Annotated in this window: 12 protein-coding genes; 3 read left to right on the forward strand and 9 right to left on the reverse strand. The window is 72.7% G+C overall.

The features are described 5' to 3' along the window. Nucleotides 1-55: 55 nt before the first annotated feature. A complete protein-coding gene (locus ACFZBU_RS21295; RefSeq protein WP_391585194.1) occupies nt 56-2,251 on the reverse strand; it encodes an ATP-dependent DNA helicase UvrD2 in 2,196 nt (731 codons plus the stop codon). Nucleotides 2,252-2,401: 150 nt separating this feature from the next. On the opposite strand from ACFZBU_RS21295, the gene ACFZBU_RS21300 reads away from it, so the two are divergent. Beyond that, a complete protein-coding gene (locus ACFZBU_RS21300; protein ID WP_391585195.1) occupies nt 2,402-2,671 on the forward strand; it encodes a mycoredoxin in 270 nt (89 codons plus the stop codon). 73 nt (nt 2,672-2,744) lie between these two features. Here ACFZBU_RS21300 and nudC read toward each other — a convergent pair whose 3' ends face one another. Beyond that, nucleotides 2,745-3,665, reverse strand: a complete 921-nt coding sequence (gene nudC / locus ACFZBU_RS21305; protein ID WP_391585196.1) for an NAD(+) diphosphatase — start codon at nt 3,663-3,665, stop codon at nt 2,745-2,747. Further along, nucleotides 3,662-5,080, reverse strand: coding sequence for a dipeptidase (locus ACFZBU_RS21310; protein ID WP_391585197.1), 1,419 nt, complete (start codon nt 5,078-5,080; stop codon nt 3,662-3,664). Before ACFZBU_RS21310 ends, nudC begins: the two co-directional genes overlap by 4 nt. A 97-nt stretch (nt 5,081-5,177) precedes the next feature. Here ACFZBU_RS21310 and ACFZBU_RS21315 point away from each other — a divergent pair, with 97 nt between their 5' ends. Beyond that, nucleotides 5,178-6,026, forward strand: coding sequence for an endonuclease/exonuclease/phosphatase family protein (locus tag ACFZBU_RS21315; RefSeq protein WP_391585198.1), 849 nt, complete (start codon nt 5,178-5,180; stop codon nt 6,024-6,026). 15 nt (nt 6,027-6,041) lie between these two features. Here the strand turns inward: ACFZBU_RS21315 and ACFZBU_RS21320 are convergent, their stop codons facing one another. From ACFZBU_RS21320 to ACFZBU_RS21340, 5 genes are all read right to left on the reverse strand, one after another. Further along, nucleotides 6,042-7,202 (reverse strand): PP2C family protein-serine/threonine phosphatase, encoded by a 1,161-nt coding sequence (locus ACFZBU_RS21320; RefSeq protein WP_391585199.1) that lies wholly within the window; start codon nt 7,200-7,202, stop codon nt 6,042-6,044. Between the two features lie 116 nt (nt 7,203-7,318). Beyond that, nucleotides 7,319-10,921, reverse strand: a complete 3,603-nt coding sequence (locus ACFZBU_RS21325) for a UvrD-helicase domain-containing protein (protein ID WP_391585200.1) — start codon at nt 10,919-10,921, stop codon at nt 7,319-7,321. Between the two features lie 109 nt (nt 10,922-11,030). Beyond that, entirely contained in the window at nt 11,031-11,744 is a 714-nt protein-coding gene (locus ACFZBU_RS21330; RefSeq protein WP_391585201.1) for a hypothetical protein, read from the reverse strand. A gap of 143 nt (nt 11,745-11,887) precedes the next feature. Then, on the reverse strand, nt 11,888-15,133 hold the full coding sequence (locus ACFZBU_RS21335) for an ATP-dependent helicase (protein WP_391585202.1): 3,246 nt from the start codon (nt 15,131-15,133) through the stop codon (nt 11,888-11,890). 236 nt (nt 15,134-15,369) lie between these two features. Continuing rightward, the gene (locus ACFZBU_RS21340; protein WP_391585203.1) at nt 15,370-15,714 is read right to left on the reverse strand and encodes an MGMT family protein; all 345 of its coding nucleotides are present in this window, start codon (nt 15,712-15,714) and stop codon (nt 15,370-15,372) included. A 232-nt stretch (nt 15,715-15,946) separates the two neighbouring features. Here ACFZBU_RS21340 and ACFZBU_RS21345 point away from each other — a divergent pair, with 232 nt between their 5' ends. After that, the gene (locus ACFZBU_RS21345) at nt 15,947-18,271 is read left to right on the forward strand and encodes a YbhN family protein (protein WP_391585204.1); all 2,325 of its coding nucleotides are present in this window, start codon (nt 15,947-15,949) and stop codon (nt 18,269-18,271) included. 165 nt (nt 18,272-18,436) lie between these two features. On the opposite strand, the gene moeZ is transcribed toward ACFZBU_RS21345, so the two are convergent. Then, nucleotides 18,437-19,618 carry an adenylyltransferase/sulfurtransferase MoeZ gene (gene moeZ / locus ACFZBU_RS21350; RefSeq protein ID WP_391585205.1) on the reverse strand — a complete coding sequence of 394 codons (1,182 nt, stop codon included), beginning with the start codon at nt 19,616-19,618 and terminating at the stop codon, nt 18,437-18,439. Nucleotides 19,619-19,677: the final 59 nt, after the last annotated feature.

The raw sequence follows: 19,677 nt of genomic DNA on the forward strand, positions 1-19,677 counted from the left end.
AGACGCAAACGATTTATTGCATGGTTCTCGTCACTTGAGGGAAACCCCTCACACCTCACACCCCGTCGGGGGCATCCTCGTCCACCGGGATGTGCTCGAAGTCGTCCGGTACGGGCTCGATCGTCGGGTCGTGGCCCGCACACAGCGCGAGCACGTCGTCACCGAATCGGTCCAGCTTGGTCCGGCTCACCCCCGGAATCGCGGCGAGTTGGCGCTCGTTGAGCGGCCGGGCCTCGGCGATCGCGGTCAGCGTCGCGTCGGTGAAGATGACGAACGCGGGCTGGCTCTGTTCCTGAGCCTGCTCCAGCCGCCACGCGCACAGTTGCTCGAACAGGAACTCGTCGATGTCCGAGGGGCAGTCCAGGCAGCGGCCGATCTTGCGCTCGGCGGCGTCCTGGAGCGCGCGCGCGCAGACCCGGCAGCGCACCGGTCCCACCTTGCGCCGGGGCCGGGTCGTACCGTCCGGACCGCGGACCGAGCCCGGGGCGCGGAACGCGTCGGGCTGCCCGAAGCCGGTGCCGGACGAGCCGCCGCCGCGCAGGCCGTCCAGGAACCGGGAGGCCTTGCGCGGCCGCCCGCCGGGAGTGCGGGCCAGCGCCCAGGACAGGGTCAACCGCTCGCGGGCGCGGGTCACCCCGACGTAGAGCAGCCGGCGCTCCTCCTCGATCTTGTCCGGGGTGTCCGCGTAGGCGATCGGCATCATGCCCTCGTTGAGGCCGACCAGGAACACCGCGTCCCACTCCAGGCCCTTGGCCGCGTGCAGCGACGCGAGCGTGACCCCCTCCACCGTCGGCGCGTGTTGCGCGTTCGCCCGCTCGGCCAATTCGACGTTGAAGTCGCGCAGCGTCGCCTGTGGCCGCTTGGCCGCGAACTCCTCGGCGAGCCGCAACAACGCGGCCAGCGACTCCCACTTCTCCCGCGCCTGACCGGATCCGGCGGGCGGCTCCGCGCTCCACCCGGTATTGCCCAGCACCGCGCGCACCTCGCCCGGCAGGGAGCCGGTCTCCGACTCGGATTCGGATCCACCCGAGATGGCGTGCGCACGCAGGAAGCCCACCGCCTGGCGCACCTCGGCGCGCTCGAAGAAGCGCTCGGCGCCCTTGAGCAGATACGCCACGGACTGCTCGGCGAGCGCCTGCTCGTACGCCTCGGACTGCGAGTTGGTCCGGAACAGCACGGCGATCTCGGCGGGCCGCACACCGTCCTCGATCAGCGCGCGGATCTGCTTCGCGGTGCTCTCCGCCTCGGCCTGTTCGTCGGCGTGCTCGACGAAGCGCGGGGCCGGGCCCTCGCCGCGCTGCGAGATCAGTTTCAGCCGGTGCTTCGCCGCCTCGCCCGAGGCGTGTGCGAGCAGCCGGTTGGCCAGGCCCACCACCTGGGGGGTGGAGCGGTAGTCGCGGACCAGCTCGACCACCTCGGCGTCCGGATACCGGCGGCGGAAGCCGAGCAGGTAGGCGGGCGTCGCGCCGGTGAACGAGTAGATCGTCTGGCTCGCGTCGCCGACCACGCACAGGCTGCGGGCCTCGTTCGCCCACAGGTCCAGCAGCCGCTGCTGGAGCGGGTTGACGTCCTGGTACTCGTCCACGGTGAAGTGTCGGTACTGCGCCTGGACCGCCTCGCGCACCTCGGGGCGCTCGTCCAGCAGTCCGATGGTGAGCAGCAACACGTCCTCGAAGTCCATCCGGCCCTTGCCGGACTTGATCTTCTCGTAGGCCGCGTAGACGTGGGCGATCTCGGCCGCCGCACGCGGCGGCTTGCGGCTCGCCGCGAGCACCGCGCCCGGGTAGTCGTCCGGCGCGGTCTGGGTCGCCTTGGCCCACTCGATCTCGCCGGTGATGTCGCGCAGCTCGGCCCGATCGGCCCGCAGTCGGCAGTGCTGCACCGCGTCGCGGACCAGCATGATCTTGGTCTCCACCAGCTGGGGCGGCGCGCCGCCGAAGACCTTCGGCCAGAAGTAGGACAACTGGCGCAGGGCCGCCGCGTGGAACGTGCGCGCCTGAACGCCGGGCACGCCCAGGTCGCGCAGCCGGCCGCGCATCTCCCCCGCGGCGCGCGCGGTGAAGGTGACCGCCAGGGTCTGGCCGGGCTGCATCGCGCCGGTCAGCACGCCGTAGGCGATCCGATGGGTGATCGCCCGGGTCTTGCCGGTGCCCGCGCCCGCCAGCACGCACACGGCGCCGTCGACGGCCTTGGCCACCCTGCGCTGCTCGGGATCGAGCGCGTCCAGGACGTCGTCGGGGGAAGCGATCATCGGCCCATCCTCTCAGGCATCCCGAGCACGCGAAGCCCGGTTGTGCACAGGCGCCCGGGTTGTGCACAGGCGTGGAATCAAACCGGTCGCACACACGTTGCCGATGTCGGAAGCCGTTCCCGGACCGGGCGAACAAAGGAGTGCATGACGATGTCGGCCCCCGTGACGATGTACAGCACGACGTGGTGCGGCTACTGCCGCCGGCTCAAGAGCCAGATGGAGCGCGAGGGCATCGCCTACACCGAGGTGAACATCGAGCACGACCCCGCCGCCGCCGACTTCGTGATGAGTGTGAACGGCGGCAACCAGACGGTGCCGACGCTGGTGATCCTGCCGGCGGACGGCGGGGACCCGCTGTGGACCGCGACCAACCCCAGCCTCGCCCAGGTCAAGGCCGCCGTCGCGGAACTCGCCGCCTGAGCGCGAGCGACCCGACGAATGCCGCGGCCCACGACGGATTCCCGTCGCGGGCCGCGGCACGTGCGGACGGGGGCTACCAGTGGTTGCCCTCGTCCAAGGCTTCGCCATACCACTTCTCGATCAGGTATCGGGCGATGGAGAGCGTCCCGGGCAGCAGCACCTCGCCCGCGTCGATCGCCTCCTTGAGCTGTGCCCGCGAGTACCAGTGGGCCTCGGAGATCTCCTCGCCGTCCACCCGCACCCGGTCGTCCTCGGCGTAGGCGATGAAGCCCAGCATCAGGCTGGAGGGGAACGGCCACGGCTGGCTGGCGAGGTACTCGGTGGACGCGGTACGGACGCCGACCTCCTCGTGCAGTTCGCGCGCGACCGCCTGCTCCAGCGACTCGCCGGGCTCGACGAAGCCGGCGAAGGTGGAGAACCGCCGGTCCGGCCAACTCGCCTGCCGGCCGAGCAGGCACCGGTCGTCCCGGTCCAGCACCAGCATGATCACCGCCGGGTCGGTGCGCGGGTAGTGCTCGGCCTCGCAGGCCGGACAGCGGCGCACGTGGCCGGCCGCGGCGATCTCGGTCGGCTGCCCGCAACGCGCGCAGAACCGGTGGGTGCGGTGCCAGTGGTGCAGCCCGGTGGCGTGCACGAGCAGCCCCGCGTCCCGATCGTCCAGGAGCGTGCCGAGCTCGCGCAGGGTGCCCGCGCGCACGTCCGCCGCGGGCTCCGCCAACTCCTCCACCGTGACCGCGAAGTAGCGCACGCCGTCCGCGTCGACGCCGAGCAGGTACCGCTCGCCCGCGGGCGCCTGGGCCGGCTCGACCAGGACCAGGCGCGGCGCGCCCGGGTCGCCCGTCCAGTGCGACCGGCCCTGCGCCAGGACCAGGACGCGGGTTTCGGGCGTGCGCCACGCCTGGTCCAACCAGGCCTGGTCCAGGCGGTGTTCGGCCGCCCGGTCGAGGGTGGCTCGGGCCAGGGCCTGTCCGGCGACAGGCTTGGGGTGGATCAACTGACGTCCCTTCCGGATCGTGCTTCGTGCCAGGTCGCCGCCAGATCGTGCCAAAGGTGTGCGGCGGCCTCCGCGCCCTTGAGGAGCAGCGGCTTCTCCACCTTCTCATCGACCGAATGCCAGCCGTCGTCGGGCAGCGAGACGCCCAGGAAGACCACCGGCGCGCCCAGCACCTCCTGGAGGTCGGCCTCCGGCCCGGAGCCGCCCTCGCGGGTGTACAGGATCTCCCTGTCGAACGCGCGGCCGAGCGCACTCACCACCGAGCGCAGTGCGGGATGGTCCAACGGGGTCAGGCACGGCCGGACACCGGTGCCGAAGTCGAGTTCGCAGCGGATCCCGGCGGGCACCCGTTCGGCCACCCACGCGCGCACGATCCGGTCGATGTGCTCCGGGTCCTGGCGGTCCACCAGCCGGAAGGAGAGCTTGGCGTGGGCGGAGGCGGGCACGATGGTCTTGCGGCCGGGGCCGGTGTAGCCGCCCCAGATGCCGTTGACCTCGGCGGTCGGACGCGCCCAGACCCGTTCCAGGGTGGTGTATCCGGCCTCGCCGCTCGTCGCGGCGGACTTCGCGTTGGCCAGCCACGCCGCCTCGTCGAACGGCAGCTTGCCGAACAACTCCCGCTCGCGGTCCGTCAGTTCGCCGACGCCGTCGTAGAAGCCGGGGATCGTGACGTGGCCGTCGTCGTCGTGCAGCGCGGCGATCAGCCTGGCGAGCGCGGTGGCCGGATTGGGCACCGCGCCGCCGAAGGAGCCGGAGTGGATGTCCGAGGTGGGGCCGAAGAAGTCGATCTGCACCTCGGCCAGACCGCGCATGCCGGTGCAGGTGCTGGGTGTGTCCGCGCCCCACATGCCGGTGTCGGAGACCACCACGACATCGCACGCCAGCCGATCCCGGCGCTCGCGCAGCAGCCCCGGCAGGTGCTCCGAGCCGGACTCCTCCTCACCCTCGACGATCAGCTTGAGGTGGACCGCGGGCGTGTCCCGTCCGGTCGCCGCCAGGTGCGCCCGCACGCCGAGCAGGTGGAAGAGCACCTGACCCTTGTCGTCCGCCGCGCCGCGTGCGTACAGCCGGTCGCCCCGATCGGTCGGCTCGAACGGCGGCGTGCTCCAGCCGTCGGCGAGCGCCGCGGGCTGCACGTCGTGGTGCCCGTAGACCAGCACGGTGGGTGCGTCCGGGTCGGCCGAGGGCCACTCGGCGAACACCGCCGGCAACCCGGCGGTCTCCCACACCTCGACGGTGGGGAAGCCGGCATCGCGCAACGCGCCGCCCAGCCACCACGCGCTGCGCTCGACGTCGGCCGCCGCGGCCGGGTCGCCGGAGATCGAGGGAATGGCCAGCCAGGCGCGCAGATCGGCGAAGAAGTCGGCCGCGTGCGCGTGCACGTAGGCGGAGATGTCGTGGTCGGGGATGCTCATGGATCCGACCATATGCCTGCCGCGCGGACGGGCGGCGTGTGGCGTCGGGGCGGCGATCGGCCCACGCTCGTGAGCCCGCCGGGGTTACCGTCGGTCGATGACGACGCTGCGGATCGCGACCTTCAATCTCCTGCACGGTATGGATCTGGCCGACGGCGAGTCCGATCCGGAGCGGCTGCGCGCCGCGCTGGCCGACCTCGACGCCGACATCGTGGCCCTCCAGGAGGTGGACCGGCATCAACAACGCTCGGGTGGCGCGGACCAGGCGGCGATCGCGGCCGACGCGCTGGGCATGTCGCAGTGGCGCTTCCTGGCGTCGGTGCACGGCGTGCCCGCGCCGGTGTCGGGGTGGACCGAGGACGAACCGGTGCCGGGCGAGCGTCGCGTGTACGCGGATGGCGAGCGTGGCGAGGGCGGGCCCGGATACGGCATCGCCCTGCTGTCCCGGCTGCCGGTCTCGCGCTGGCGGGTCCGGCGCTTCCCGGCGGCGCCGCTGAGCCTGCCGCTGCGGGTCCAGGGCCGGCCGGGCCTGACCCGCGTCCCGGACGAGCCCCGCGGCGTGCTCGCGGCGGTCGTGGAGGGGCCGCACGGACCGTTCACGGTGCTGGCGGCGCACCTGTCCTTCGTACCCGGCTGGAACATCTCGCAGCTCGCCCGGATCCGCCGCTCCACCGCCGACCTGCCCGGTCCGCAGCTGCTGCTCGGCGACTTCAACCTGCCCGGGCGCATCCCGCAGGCGGTGGTGGGTCGGCGCGGGCGGGGTGCCGGTGCGGTGCGCTGGCGCTCGCTGGCCCGGGTGCCCACGTATCCCTCGTATCGCCCGCGGGTGCAATTCGACCACGTGCTCGGGCACGGCATCGGCCCCGAGGCGGTCCGGCGCACCGAGGCGGTCCGGTTGGGCGTGTCGGACCACTGCGCGCTCGTGGTGGAGCTGGAGGTCGGCTGAGCGGGACGGCGGCGCTCAGGCGGTCAGCCGCTCCCCGCGCAGCCCGTCCTGTCGGGCGAGCACGGGCCGGTAGCGCAGCAGCACCATCGCCGCGTCGTCCTGGAGCGGATGGCCCACGTGCCGCTGCACGTCGGCCTCCAGCCGGTCCAGGGTGTCCTCGACTCCGGGCAGGCTGTCCGGCGCGCGGTCCGGGAGCGGGTAGAACTCGCCGGCCGGGTTGCGCGCCTCGATGATCCCGTCCGTGTAGAGCAGCAGCCGGTCCTCGGGCAGCAGCGGCACCCGCAGTACGGGCAGCTCCAGCTTGCGCAGGTCCAGGATGCCCAGCGGCGGCGTCGGGGCCGGCGGATCCAGCGGCTCGGCGTGCACGCCGCGCAGCAGCAGCGGCGCGGGGTGGCCGCAGTTGAGGATGTCCACGCAGGCGCCGTCGCCCGGGAAGCCGAGCAGGATCAGCGTGACGAACTCCTCGTCGTCCTCGCCGAGTCGACGCTCCAGGCTGGCCGAGAGCCGTCGGGCCACGCCCGGCAGGTCCGGCTCCTCGTACGCGGCCTCGCGGAACGCGCTGAGCACCGCCGCGGCGGTCCGCACCGCGCCGAGTCCCTTGCCGCGCACGTCCCCGATCGCGACCCGGACGCCGAACGGGGTCGGCACCACCTCGTACAGGTCCCCGCCGATCCGCGCCTCGGCCGCCGCCGCGCGGTAGCGCACGCCGACGGTGAGGTGGCCCATGCTCCTGGGAACCTGGGGCAGCAGCACCTCCTGGGCCGCCTCGGCGACGCTGCGCACCTCCTCGATGGTGCGCTCCTGGCGCATCCGCACATGCACGCCGGCCCACGCGGTGGTGGTCACCAACGCGATCGAGACGAGCGTGATGAAGGGCTCGCCGCCGCCTCGGCCCTGGCCGAGGGCGGCCAGCGCCACCGCCACCACGGCCGCCACCGCGCCGGTGATCAACGGTCCGCGCGGCACCGTCTGGGTAAGCCCGGACAGCGCGGGCGCGACCGCGAGCAGCGGTCCCACGTGCACGTCCTCCGGCGTCGCGGCGGCCAGCACCACGACCGCGAAGATCACCAGGAACGGCAACAGGCGCAGGAACAGGCCGATCACCGGCAGCAGGGGACGGTCGCCCGCAACGCCGACGAGCCGCAGTGCCCGTCTCGTCTGTGCTGTTCCGCGCACCGGTGCCGTTTCCCGTCCCGTCGAAGTTCGCCGTACTGCCGATTTCCATAAACCATACGAGCGTCGGAAACCGGCCGCATCGGGCCCATCGTCCCCCGATCCGGGTTTCGCGCGGATCAAGGACCTCGGTCCCGACCCGATTCGTCGGCTTCTGTGAACAACTGTTCCAATTCGTCGCGGCCCGGCAGTCCCCTGGGCCGGACGAGTTCCCCGGTGCGCACGTACAGGAACGCGGCCGAGACCTCCTCGATCGGCACGTCGGCGTATTCGGCCCAGGCCAACCGGTAGACCGCGAGCTGGAGCGGGTCCGCGTTCTGCACCCGGTTGGTCTTCCAGTCGACCACCTCGAAGCCCTCGCCCTCGCGGTAGACCGCGTCGATCCGACCGCGCACGATCCGACCGCCGAGAAAGAGCTGAAAGGGTGCCTCCACCCGGTACGGGGCGCGCTGCGCGTAGGGCGTGCGCAGGAACGCCTCCTGGAGCGCGAGCAGGTCGGCCTCGTCGGTGATCTCCTCGTCGGCCGCGCCCGGCAGGTCGTCGGGTTCGAGCAGCGGGCGCTCGCCGAACAGCGACTCGACCCACGCGTGGAAGCGGGTGCCGCGCCGGGCCGCGGGGGCGGGCGGACGCGGCATCGGCCGGGCCAGCTCGCGCGCGAGTCCGTCCGGGTCGTTGGACAGGCGCAACATCTGGGACGCGGACAACGTCGCGGGCAGCGGCACCTCGCGCACCCCGGATCGACCGCGGCGCAGTTCCTCGGCCAACCGGACCAGGTCGCGATCCCACGACTCGATCAGGGCCAGCTCGTCCGGCGTGGGCTCGAAGGCGGCGCCGGCCGCGGGGCCTTCGACCGGGGGGTGCCCGGCGCGCACCTCGTCGGAGCGGCCGCGGCCCTCGGCCGAGTGCCCGCGCGGATCCGCGGGCGCACGCGCGTCGTCGTGCCCGCGGACGTCCTCGGGCTCGCGTACGTCCTCGGGCTCGCGTACCTCGTCGTGCCCGCGGACGTCCTCGGGCTCGCGCGTGGGCTGCTCGTGGTCGGGCGGCCCGGGGTCGTCCTCGGGCGGCGGCGCGTCCTGCTCCGGGTCCGCCGGGACGTAGGTGTCGTAGACCTCGACCGGCACCTGCTCGTCGTCGACCGATCCGAAGCCGGGCTCGTCCGCGGACCCGGACCGGTGCTCGGGCCCGGCCCCGGACCCCGCTTCGGGCTCGACCGAGGGATGTTGCACCGCGTGGTCGACCCGTCGGGCCGCCTCGCGCCGGGCGAGCTCGGCGAGCACCGCGTCGGCCGCCCGGCGGCGCTCCACCAGCGCGGTCGCGTCCAGCGGCAGCGGCCAGGCGTGCTCGACGGTGTCCGCGAGATACGGATTGACCGGTTCGGCGGGCTCGGGTGTCCAGACCTCGACGGTGCCGTTGCCGGCCAGGCAGTGCTCGTGCAGGCGGGTGAGGAACTCGGACGGCCCGCGCGGCTTCTTCTGGGTGGGCCCCCACCAGTGTCCGGACGCGATCAGCAACTGCTTGGGCCGGGTGAAGGTCACGTAGCCCAGCCGCAGTTCCTCGGTCGCCTGATGCTCGCGCATCGAGGCGTCGAACGCCTTGAAGCCCTTGGGCGTCAGGTCGGGCAACACCGCGAGCGCGTCCGCGTCACCGCGCAGCGGGTGCGGCAGCGCCTTGCCGTTGGTGATCCACTTGCTCTGCGTACGCACGCTCGGGAAGACGCCCTCGATCAGCCCGGGAACCGCGACCACCTCCCACTCCAGGCCCTTGGACTTGTGCGCGGTGAGCACCTTCACCGAGTCGCCGGCCGTGGGCAGGCTCCCGTCCAGGCCCTTGTCGTGTTCGGCGGCGGTGCGCAGGAAGGCGAGGAACGCGGTGAGCGAGGGATCGCCGTCCAGGTCGGCGAAACCGGCCGCGACGTCCAGGAAGGCGTGCAGCGTCTCCCGGCGGCGGGCGGCCAGTGCGCCGGGCGACGCGGACAGCTCGACCTCCAGGCCGGTCCCGGCGAGCACCCGGTGCAGCAGGTCCATCAGCGGTTCGCCCAGGTGCCGGCGCAGGTCGCGGATCTCGGTGGCCAACCTGGCGAACCGGCGGCGCGCCTCGGCCGAGAACGCGTACTCCTCGCCCGGGTCGGCGAGCGCGTCGGAGAGCGAGACCACCTCGGTGGGGTCGATTCCGGCCACCGCCTCCTCCAGGCGCGCGTCCGCGTCGTCGGCGCCGGCCCGCTCGACCCGGACCAGTTCGGCCGCCCGGCGACCCAGCAGGGCCAGGTCGCGCGGGCCGATCCGCCAGCGCGGGCCGGTCAACAGGCGCACCAGCGCGGAGTTGGCGGTGGGCTCGTCGAGCACCTCGCACACGGCCACCAGGTCGGCCACCTCGGGCAGGTGCAGCAGCCCGGACAGGCCGACCACCTCGACCGGGATGTCCCGCCGCACCAGGGCCGCGTGGATGTCCGCGAAGTCGGCCGCGGTGCGGGCGAGCACGGCGACGTCGCCGGGGGTGATCGGATCGCCGTCCTTGTCCAGGACGGTGCCGATCGCGGTCTTGATCCGGTCCGCGAGCCAGTCGATCTCCGCACCGTGGGTGGGCAGCAGCGCGGCGACCGCCCACCCCTCGTGTTCCGCGCCGGGGCCCGGGCGCAGCGCCTCCACCCCGCTCTCCGGGGTGCGCAGCGGCGCGGAGAGGTCGTTGGCGAAGGTCAGGATCCGGCCACCGCTGCGCCGGTTCTCGGACAACGCGTAGCGGGCCGCGGGGGCGCCGTCGCGGTCCGGGAAGTGCACCGGGAAGTCGTGGATGTTGGCGACCGAGGCACCGCGCCAGCCGTAGATGGCCTGGCACGGGTCACCGACCGCCGTGACCGGGTGGCCGTGCCCGAACAGCCCCTGCAGCAGCACGCGTTGGGCCACCGAGGTGTCCTGGTACTCGTCCAGGAGCACGACCCGGTAGGTGTCCCGCAGGATCTCGCCGACCTCGGGCCGCTCCCCCGCGATCCGGGCCGCGTAGGCGATCTGGTCGCCGAAGTCGAGCAGGTCGCGGCTGCTCTTGGCGTGCCCGTACGCGTCCACCAGCCGGGTCAGGTCGAGCCGGTTCCGGGCCGCGTCGGCGGCCTTGCGCGCGGCGGCGGAGGGCTTGGCGGCGGCCTCGACGTCGGCGATGAAGGCCCGGTCCCATTCCTGGAGTCGCTCGGGGGACACCAGGTGTTCGGCGAGTTCGCCGCCCAGGTGCAGGACCGAGGCCACCACGTCCGGCAGCCGGCCGGTCAGGGTGGGGAAGGGTCCGCGGGCGGTACGCGCGGCCCGGGCCGCGAGCTGGTAGCGGGTCGCGTCGGCGAGCAGTCGGGCCGAGGGCTCCAGCCCGATCCGCAGGCCGTGCTCCTGGAGCAGCCGGCCCGCGAACGCGTGGTAGGTGGACACGGTCGGTTCGCCCGCGTCCTCGTCGGCCGGGATCTCGCCGCCGCGCAGTTGCCCGATCGCCTTGCGCACCCGCTGTGCCAGCTCGCCGGCCGCCTTGTTGGTGAAGGTGAGGCCGAGCACCTGGTCGGGGCGCACCGCGCCGGTTCCCACCAGCCACACCACGCGGGCGGTCATCACCGTGGTCTTGCCGGATCCGGCGCCGGCCACGATCACCCCGGGGGCCAACGGTGCGAGCACGGCGTCCAGCTGCTCGGGCGTGAAGGGGATCCCTAGGAGGCGACACAGGTCGTCCGGGTCGGTCAGTACGGCGTGCACCGGAGGAACAGTAGTGCCGTGGCCGGACACCCGACGGTGGCCGGCCACGGCATCGGCCCCACCCGGCGACAGGGACGGTCGCCGGGTGGGGCCGCGTTCGTGCGGTCGATCAGGCGTCCTGGGACAACCGCTTGAAGTCTTCCTGGGTCACCGACTCGGCGGGCGCGGTGGGCTCGCACTTGCTCTTGCCCTTGGTGAACTTCATCGTGGCGTTGCCCTTGCCCTCCGACTTGACCATGAACGGGTAGGGCTTGCCCTTCTCCTGGACGTAGAGGGTGGTCGTCTCGCCCTCGTCGTCCTTCTTGCTGAGCGGGATCACCTTGGCGCCGTCGATCTTGACCGGCTCGCCCTTGGTCACCCCGTCGGTGGAGCCGTCGAAGAAGTCGGTCATGTTCGCGAACGAGTCGTCGTCCTCGACCGGGGTCTTCATGTACTTGCCGGCCAGCTTCGCCACGACCCCGTCCAGGACGGCGGGCGGGACGCTCTCGCCCATCGACTTCTTCCAGAACGCGGCGTCGGCCTTCATGTACTGGTCCTTGCCGACGACGATCATCTCGACCGGGTTGCCGTCGATGACCATCTTGCCCTGCACGTCCGCACCGTTGCGGATGCACAGGTCCCACTCGATTTTGGTCTCCTCGTCCTGCCCGCCGCCGACCATCTTGTAGTCGGCGACCGACTTGAGCAGCTTCTGCGCCTCGTCGGCCAACACCTTGGCGTCGGTGCCGGCGTTCGACTTCTCGTCCGAGCCGCCACAGGCGGTCAGGCCGGCGAAGGCGAGGGCAACGACGGGAACGATCATGGCCATGCGTGAAGTGCGCACGAAACTCCTTGCGATTCGGGGACTGGAGTTGCTTCCGCACGAGTATGGCTATGGCAAAGAAAGCATGATCAACCGCCCCGATATGTGGGGTTTCACGGGGAAATTCCGACGGAAGGGTGCATCGAAACCGGCCGGGATACCGGCTAGTCGACCGTCATCCGTCCCTCCGGACGTGCGCTGCAACACCTGCGGAAGTCGCACCGGTCGCAGTGCGAGCCCGTGCTCGGGGTGAACCGCTCGCCGAGGATCCGACCGGCCACGTCGGCGAGCAGGCCACCCACCCACGTACCGCCGTCCGGTCCGGGCAGCGGCGGGTCCTGGGCCAGCACCAGCGGCTGCTCGGTGTCCCCCTTGTCGGGCGAACGCAACTGGATCAACTCGGCACCGCCGGACGCCGGCCTGCCGCCCTCGAAACCGGGCACCTCGTCGAGCGCACCGGCGGCCACCGCGACCTGGTACACCGCGAGCTGCGGATGCTCCTCGATCTCGCTCCGCGTCGGCGGCCGGCGCCCGGTCTTGAAGTCCACCACGTACGCGAGCCCGTCCTCGCCCCGCTCGACCCGGTCCATCGACCCCCGGATGACCACCCGGTACTCGCCCGCGGTGAGCTCGACCTCGAAGCCGTGCTCGGTCGCCGCGACCACCCGGTGCCGCTCGTGGGTGTGCCAGGACAGGAACCGCTCCAGCGCGGTCCTGGCCTCGTCCTTCTGCTGCTCGGACTGCCACGGCGCATCGAACGCCAACGCATCCCAGACCCGATCGAGCCGGTCCATCAGCACCGGCAGCTCCGCCGAGGTGGCGCCCGTGCCCACCTCGTCCGCGAGCGCGTGCACCACGTTGCCGAAGCCCAGCGCCGCCGAGCGCGGCGAGTCGGCGTGCACCTCGCTGCCCAGGAACCAGCTCAGCGCGCAGTCGCGCACCTTGGCCACCGAACTGCCGGACAACCGCACCGCGCTGCCCGGATCCCGGATCGGCACCCCGGGGTCGGTCGGCTCCACCAACCCCCACCACCGGTCCGGATGCGCCGCCGGGACCAGCGGATGCCCCTCGTCGTCACGCAGATCCGCGAGCGCGGCCAACCGGCGCGCGGCGGCCCGGCGCAGCACGGCCGGGGCCAGCGGATCCACCGCCGCCGAACGCAGCTCGGCCACCAGCGCGGAGGTGGACAGCGGACGCCTGGGCCGCTCCTTGACCTCCACCGGCGGCACGCCCAGCTCCTCCAGGAACCGCGAGGGCTGATCGCCGTCGTCGTAGCTGGAGTCGACCGCGGTCACCACCAGCCGCTCCCTGGCCCGGGTGACCGCGACGTAGAACAATCGCCGCTCCTCGGCCAGCAGCGCCCCCGGCGACAGCGGCTCGGCCAGCCCGTCCGAGCCGATCCGGTCCGCCTCCAGCAGCGAGCCGCGGCGGCGCAGGTCCGGCCACAGCCCCTCCTGCACCCCGTGCACCACCACCAGACGCCACTGCAGGCCCTTGGCCCGGTGCGCGGTCAGCAACCGCACCGACTCGCCGCGCAGCGCGCTGTCGTCGAGCCGGTCGCCGGGGATCTGCTGGGCCTTGAGCTCGGCCAGGAAGTTCAGCGCGCCCCGGTGGCCGGCCCGCTCCTCGGCCTTGGCGGCCACCTCGAACAGCGCCACCACCGCGTCCAGGTCGCGGTCCGCATTGCGCCCGGCGGTACCGCCGCGCAGCACCGCCCGCTCCAGCCGGCCCGGCCACGGCGTGCCCTGCCACAACTCCCACAGCGCGTCCTCGGTGCTCCCACCGCCCGCCAGCACCTCGCGCGCCTTGCGGATCAGCATGCCCAGCCGCAACGCCCCGCCGCCGACCCGCTGTTCTATCCCGACCAGTTGCCCGGGCTCGGCCAGCGCGTCCCGGATCAACTCGGCGGAGGGCCGGGTGCCGGTCACCGCGGCGCCGGAGGCGGCCCGCTCCTCGGCCCGCAACGCCCGCCCCAGCAGCCGCAGATCGCCCGCGTCCAGGCCGCCCAGCGGGGACTGCAACAACGCGCGCGCGGTCTCCGCGTCCAGCACGCTCGGCTCCGCCGCCACGTGCAGCGCGGTGAGCAGCGGCGACACCGCCTGCTCGGCCGCGATCGGCAACTCGTCGCCGGCGATCTCCAACGGCACGCCGGCGGCCGACAGCGCCCGCCGCAGGCCCGGGATCGAGCGGGCACCGGAGCGCACCAGCACGGCCATCTGCCCCCACGGCACCCCGTCCTCCAGGTGCGCGCGGCGCAGGATGTCGGCGGTGTTGTCCAGCTCGGCACCGGGCGTGGGGTACGTGTACACCTCGACCCGGCTCGGGTCCTCGGCGCCCGACACCGACGGGATCAACTCGCGGTGCGCGCGTACCCGGTCGCCGGGCAGCCGGCTCAGCGGCATGCGCTGGGTGACCACCCGCGACGCGGCCAGCAACCCGGCCGGCGCGCGGCGCGAGGTGCGCAGCACGACGATGTCGGCGGGCTCGCCGTCGGCCCGCGGGAAACGGTGCGGGAAGTCGAGGATGCCGTTCACGTCGGCGCCGCGGAACGCGTAGATGGACTGGTCCGGGTCGCCCACCGCGATCAGGTCCCGGCCGTCCCCGGCCAGCGCCGCGAGCAGCCGCACCTGCGCCGGGTCGGTGTCCTGGTACTCGTCGACGAACACCGCCTTGTAGCGCCCGCGCAACACCTGCGCGGTCTCCGGTTGTTCGGCGAGCAGCACCGCGCGGTGCACCAGTTCCGCGTAGTCGACCACGCCCTGCGCGTCGATCACGTCCAGGTACTCGGCGAGGAAGTCGGCCGCCGCCCGCCAGTCCCGGCGCCCGGTGTCCCGGGCGAATCGGGCCAGCGCGTCCGGGTCGAGGCCGAGTTCGCGGCTGCGGGCGATCACCGCGCGCACCTCGTCCGCGAACCCGCGGGTGCCGACCGCCGCGCGCAACTCGGCGGGCCAGCTCTGGCTGCCCTCCTCGACCCCGCCCGCGAGCAGTTCGCGGACGAACACGTCCTGCTCGGGACCGGTGAGCAGACGCAGCGGATAGCTGAACAGCTCGGCCGGCTGATGCTCGCGCACCAGCGCGTAGCAGAACGAGTGGAACGTGGTCGCGGTCGGCACCGCCGCGGTCCGCGCCCCGGCGGCGCGCAGCCGCGCGGTCAGCCGGTCGCGCAGTTCGCCCGCCGCCTTGCGACCGAAGGTCAGGACCAGGATCTCCTCCGGCCGGATCCCACGCGCCACCCGGGCGGCGACCGCCTCCACGAGCACGGTGGTCTTGCCCGTGCCGGGACCGGCCAGCACGAGCAGCGGCCCGCCCCGGTGCTCGACGACGGCGCGCTGGTAGTCGTCGGGGATCACGGGCGCGGGCGGGGCCACGGGAGTGCGCCGCAGCCGGTATGCCGGGGTCGGGGTGGTCATCTGGCCGAAAGTGCCTTCGGGTCGCCGTCGAATCCTGGTGTGTGCATGGGGGCCGGGCCGGCGACGAGCGGATCGCAGACCCGGTCGCGGTGGGTCCGGGTGGGTCGGCCGCGCCCCGGTCGGCAGGGCGCGGCCGAAGCCCATCAGATCACACCCGGCCCGATCGCCCCGGAAGCACACGGGAGCGCACTGCCGTATCAGGACGCGACCACTGTGGCCCGAGCCGCGCCCGACTGTCAGGAGATCGGCGGAAGTTCCCCGTCGGCGGGCACCTCGTGGGACTCCGGCACCCAGCGCGCCCGCCCCATGTCCACCCGCTCGCCGCCGGAACGCAGCGGCGTGCCCTCGGCCCGGTAGTGCCCGGGCGCGCGCACCGCGTGGCTCGACGGCAACGAGCCGTCCGCGCGCACCACCCGCCACCACGGCACCCCACCGCCGTACAGGGCCATCACGCGGCCGACCTGTCGGGGGCCGCCTTCCTGGAGGGCCTCGGCGACGTCCCCGTAGGCCATCACCCGCCCGGGCGGGATGCGCTCGACCAGGTCGAGAACCCGCTCGGCGAAGGGGTTAGGGTCACTCATCCGCACATGGTGACAGAGTGCTCGGACACGGGGCCGGCGCGGGGCCGAACCCCTTTCGGTCGCACTTCGGCGCGGCCGGGCGCAATCCCGGGCGCGGGTCGTGGCACGATCGACGCGGTGGTGACGGGTGATACGAGAGCATGACGGAACGATCGCAGCGGGTGCCCCCGGGAACGGGCGCGCCCTCGTAGTCGAGCCCTCACAACCGCTGCGTGTGCACCGATCGTCCGATTTGATCCGAGTCCTGCTCGGTGTGCTCGCCCTCGGCGTCGTCTTCTTTCTCGCCAGCATCGCCCGACAGACCACCTCCGGCCTGGAGTCGGACATCGTCCGCGGTGCCCAGAACAGCACACCGCACCTGCTGCTCAACCTCTCCGGCGGGGTGTTCGCGGTCGCGGTGCTCGTGGTGCCGGTGGCCTACGGCATCGAACGCCTGGTCAGCCGGGACGGGTTGCGGGTGGCCGACGGAGTGATCGCCGCCGCGGTGACCTACCTGGCCTCGCTCGGCCTGGACTGGTGGATCACCGGCCCCGGCCCCGAGGCGCTGCGCGACGCGCTGACCCGCCCGCTGCCGCTGCCGCAGAGCGGCTGGACCGACCCGGTGCACGGCTACCTCGCGCCGATCGTCGCCTACGTCACCGCGGTCGGCCTGGTCCGCCGGCCCCGCTGGCAACTCGTGGTGTGGACGCTGCTCCTGCTGAACGCGGCGACCGTGCTGGTCGGCGGCTACACCACGCCCGTCGCGCTGCTCACCAGCGTGCTGTTCGGCCGCACCATCGCCTACGCGACGCTGTACGCGGTCGGACTGCCCAACACCCGACCGCCGGCCGAGTCGGTGGTCGCCGCGCTGCGCCGGTTCGGCCTGGTCGCGCTGTCCTGCGTACGCACCGACGACGGCCCCGAGGAGACCCGCCGCTACGCGGTCCGGCTGGCCGACGAGCGGCTGCTGGACGTGACCGTGCTCGACCGGGACCAGCAGGCTTCCGGGGCGATCTATCGCTTCTATCGTCGACTCGTGCTGCGCGGGGTCACCCAGCGCCGCACCGTGCTGTCCACGCGCCGCGCGCTGGAGCAGGAGTCGCTGATGGCCTACGCGTGCGCGGATGCGGGAGTGCGTGCGCCGCGCCTGGTGGCCACCACCGAGGTCGGCCCGGACGCCGCGCTGCTCGCCTACGCGCACGTGCCCGGCCGTACCCTCGACACCCTCGACGACGACGAACTCACCGACGAGCTCCTGGCCCGGCTGTGGGAGCTGCTCGGCCTGCTCCAGGCGCATCGGCTCACCCATCGGCGGCTGGTGGCCGAGAGCATCCTGGTGGACGGCACCGGCCAGCCGTGGCTGGTGGACCTGCGGGCCGGCGAGATCGCGTCGAGCGATCTGGCGCTGCGGATCGACACCGCGCAACTGCTCACCACCATCGCCCTGCGGGTGGGCGAGGAACGCGCCGTGCACACCGCCGCGGAGGTGCTCGGCGCGGACACCGTCGCGGCCTGCCTGCCGCTGTTGCAAAAGGTCGCGCTCAGCCGCAGCACCCGCTCGGTGCTGCGCAAGGACAAGAACCTGCTCTCCCGGATCCGCGAGCAGATCCTGGAGCTGCGCCCGCAGGCCGAGGTCGAGCCGGTCCGGCTGGAGCGGGTCCGGGCCCGCACCCTGGTCACCGTGGTCGCCAGTGCGTTCGCGGGCTACTTCCTGCTGTCCCAGCTCAGCCACGTCGACCTGGGCGAGATCTTCAACAGCGCGAACTGGGGCTGGGCGGCGATCGGCCTGCTGGCCTCCTCGCTGAGCTACGTGTGTGCGGCGCTGATGTTGCTCGGCTTCGTCCCGGAACGGCTGTCGCTGTTTCGCACGACCATGGTCCAGCTCGCCGGTTCGTTCGTGAAGCTGGTCGCGCCCCCGGCGGTCAGCGGTGTCGCGCTGAACACGCGCTATCTGCAGAAGGCGGGCATCCCGCCCACCCTGGCCGCCGCGAGCGTGGGCGTGTCGCAGTTGGGCGGCCTGGTCTTCCACGTCGGCCTGCTGGCCTTCTTCGGCTACATCGCCGGCACCGCCGAGACGCCGTCCTTCGCGCCGTCCGGCGCGGTGATCGCGGGCCTGTTGGTCCTGGCCCTGTTGATCCTGTTGGTGATGGCCGTACCGCCACTGCGGCGCTGGATCGTCAAGCAACTGCGCCAGCTGTTCTCGGGCATCGTGCCGCGACTGCTGGACGTGCTCCAGACGCCGACCAAGCTCGCGGCCGGGCTGGGCGGCACGGTGTTGCTCACGCTGTCCTTCATCCTGTGCCTGGACGCCAGCGTGCGGGCCTTCGGCGGCTCGGCCAACTTCGCCGCGATCGCGGTGGTCTTCCTGGCCGGCAACGCGATCGGCTCGGCCGCACCCACCCCGGGCGGCATCGGCGCGGTCGAGGCGGCCCTGATCGCGGGCCTGACCAGCACCGCACGCCTGCCGTTCGAGACCGCGACGGCGGCCGTCCTGCTCTACCGCTTCCTGACCTTCTGGCTGCCGGTCCTGCCGGGCTGGCTCGCCTTCGCCCACCTGCAACGCAAACAGGCGATCTGAGCACCGTCCCGCCCGCACAGGCCGGCGCCGTTTCCGCAGCCGAAGCCGGGCGATACGGCCGAAGCAGGCGAAAACACGCCGGGCGGGCCGAAAATCGGCCCGCCCGGCGTTCGAGGACACCTCGGCCGAAGGCCGGGTCGATGCCCGGCCGTCCGGCCCCGAGGACTAGTAGACCGGCTTCTCCGGCTCGATCTGGTTGACCCATCCGATCACGCCGCCGCCGACGTGGACCGCGTCGGCGAACCCCGCGCTCTTGAGCACCGCCAGCACCTCGGCCGAGCGCACGCCCGTCTTGCAGTTGAGCACGATGCGCCGGTCCTGCGGCAGGTCCTCCAGGGCACGGCCCATCAGGAACTCGTTCTTGGGGATCAGCCGCGAACCCGGGATCTTGACGATCTCGTACTCGCCCGGCTCGCGAACGTCGATCAGGTCGATGTTCTCGTCGGCGTCCAGCCACTCCTTGAGCTGCCGCGGGGTGATGGTCGAACCGAGCGCGGCCTCCTGGGCCTCCTCGGAGACCACACCGCAGAACGCCTCGTAGTCGATCAGCTCGGTGACCGTCGGGTTCTTCCCGCAGACCGCGCACTCGGGGTCCTTGCGGACCTTGACCGTGCGGTAGGTCATCTCCAGCGCGTCGTAGATCATCAGCCGACCGACCAGCGGCTCGCCGATGCCCATCAGCAGCTTGATCGCCTCGTTGACCTGGATCGACCCGATCGACGCGCACAGCACGCCGAGCACGCCGCCCTCGGCGCACGAGGGCACCATCCCGGGCGGCGGGGGCTCCGGGTACAGGCAGCGGTAGCACGGGCCGTGCTCGGACCAGAACACGCTGGCCTGGCCGTCGAAGCGGTAGATCGAACCCCACACGTACGGCTTGTTCAGCAGCACGCAGGCGTCGTTGACCAGATACCGGGTGGCGAAGTTGTCCGTGCCGTCGACGATCAGGTCGTACTGCCCGAAGATCTCCATCACGTTGTCGGCCTCGAGCCGCTCTTCGTGCAGGACGACCTCGGTGTACGGGTTGATCTCCTTGACCGAGTCACGCGCGGACTCCGCCTTGGAGCGCCCGATGTCGCTCTGTCCGTGGATGATCTGGCGCTGCAGGTTCGACTCGTCCACGGTGTCGAACTCGACGATGCCGAGCGTGCCGACGCCTGCCGCAGCGAGGTACATCAGCGCCGGGGACCCCAGGCCACCGGCGCCCACACAGAGCACCTTGGCGTTCTTCAGCCGCTTCTGCCCGTCCATCCCGACGTCGGGGATGATCAGGTGGCGCGAATAACGACGGACCTCGTCGACGGTCAGCTCGGGGGCCGGCTCGACCAGGGGTGGTAGCTGCGACACGGAAACTCCGATGGTCGGACTGTCTATCTCGGCTCTTTTCCTATCGCAACAGTGCCACG

Source organism: Embleya sp. NPDC008237 (assembly GCF_042956465.1).
GTDB lineage: Bacteria > Actinomycetota > Actinomycetes > Streptomycetales > Streptomycetaceae > Embleya.

Bases quoted from the DNA above. Each gene is read 5' to 3' on its own strand.
- ACFZBU_RS21335 (WP_391585202.1), bottom strand. From the start codon at position 15,133: ATGACCACCCCGACCCCGGCATACCGGCTGCGGCGCACTCCCGTGGCC.
- ACFZBU_RS21300 (WP_391585195.1), top strand. From the start codon at position 2,402: ATGTCGGCCCCCGTGACGATGTACAGCACGACGTGGTGCGGCTACTGC.
- ACFZBU_RS21310 (WP_391585197.1), bottom strand. From the start codon at position 5,080: ATGAGCATCCCCGACCACGACATCTCCGCCTACGTGCACGCGCACGCG.
- ACFZBU_RS21295 (WP_391585194.1), bottom strand. From the start codon at position 2,251: ATGATCGCTTCCCCCGACGACGTCCTGGACGCGCTCGATCCCGAGCAG.
- ACFZBU_RS21315 (WP_391585198.1), top strand. From the start codon at position 5,178: ATGACGACGCTGCGGATCGCGACCTTCAATCTCCTGCACGGTATGGAT.
- ACFZBU_RS21340 (WP_391585203.1), bottom strand. From the start codon at position 15,714: ATGAGTGACCCTAACCCCTTCGCCGAGCGGGTTCTCGACCTGGTCGAG.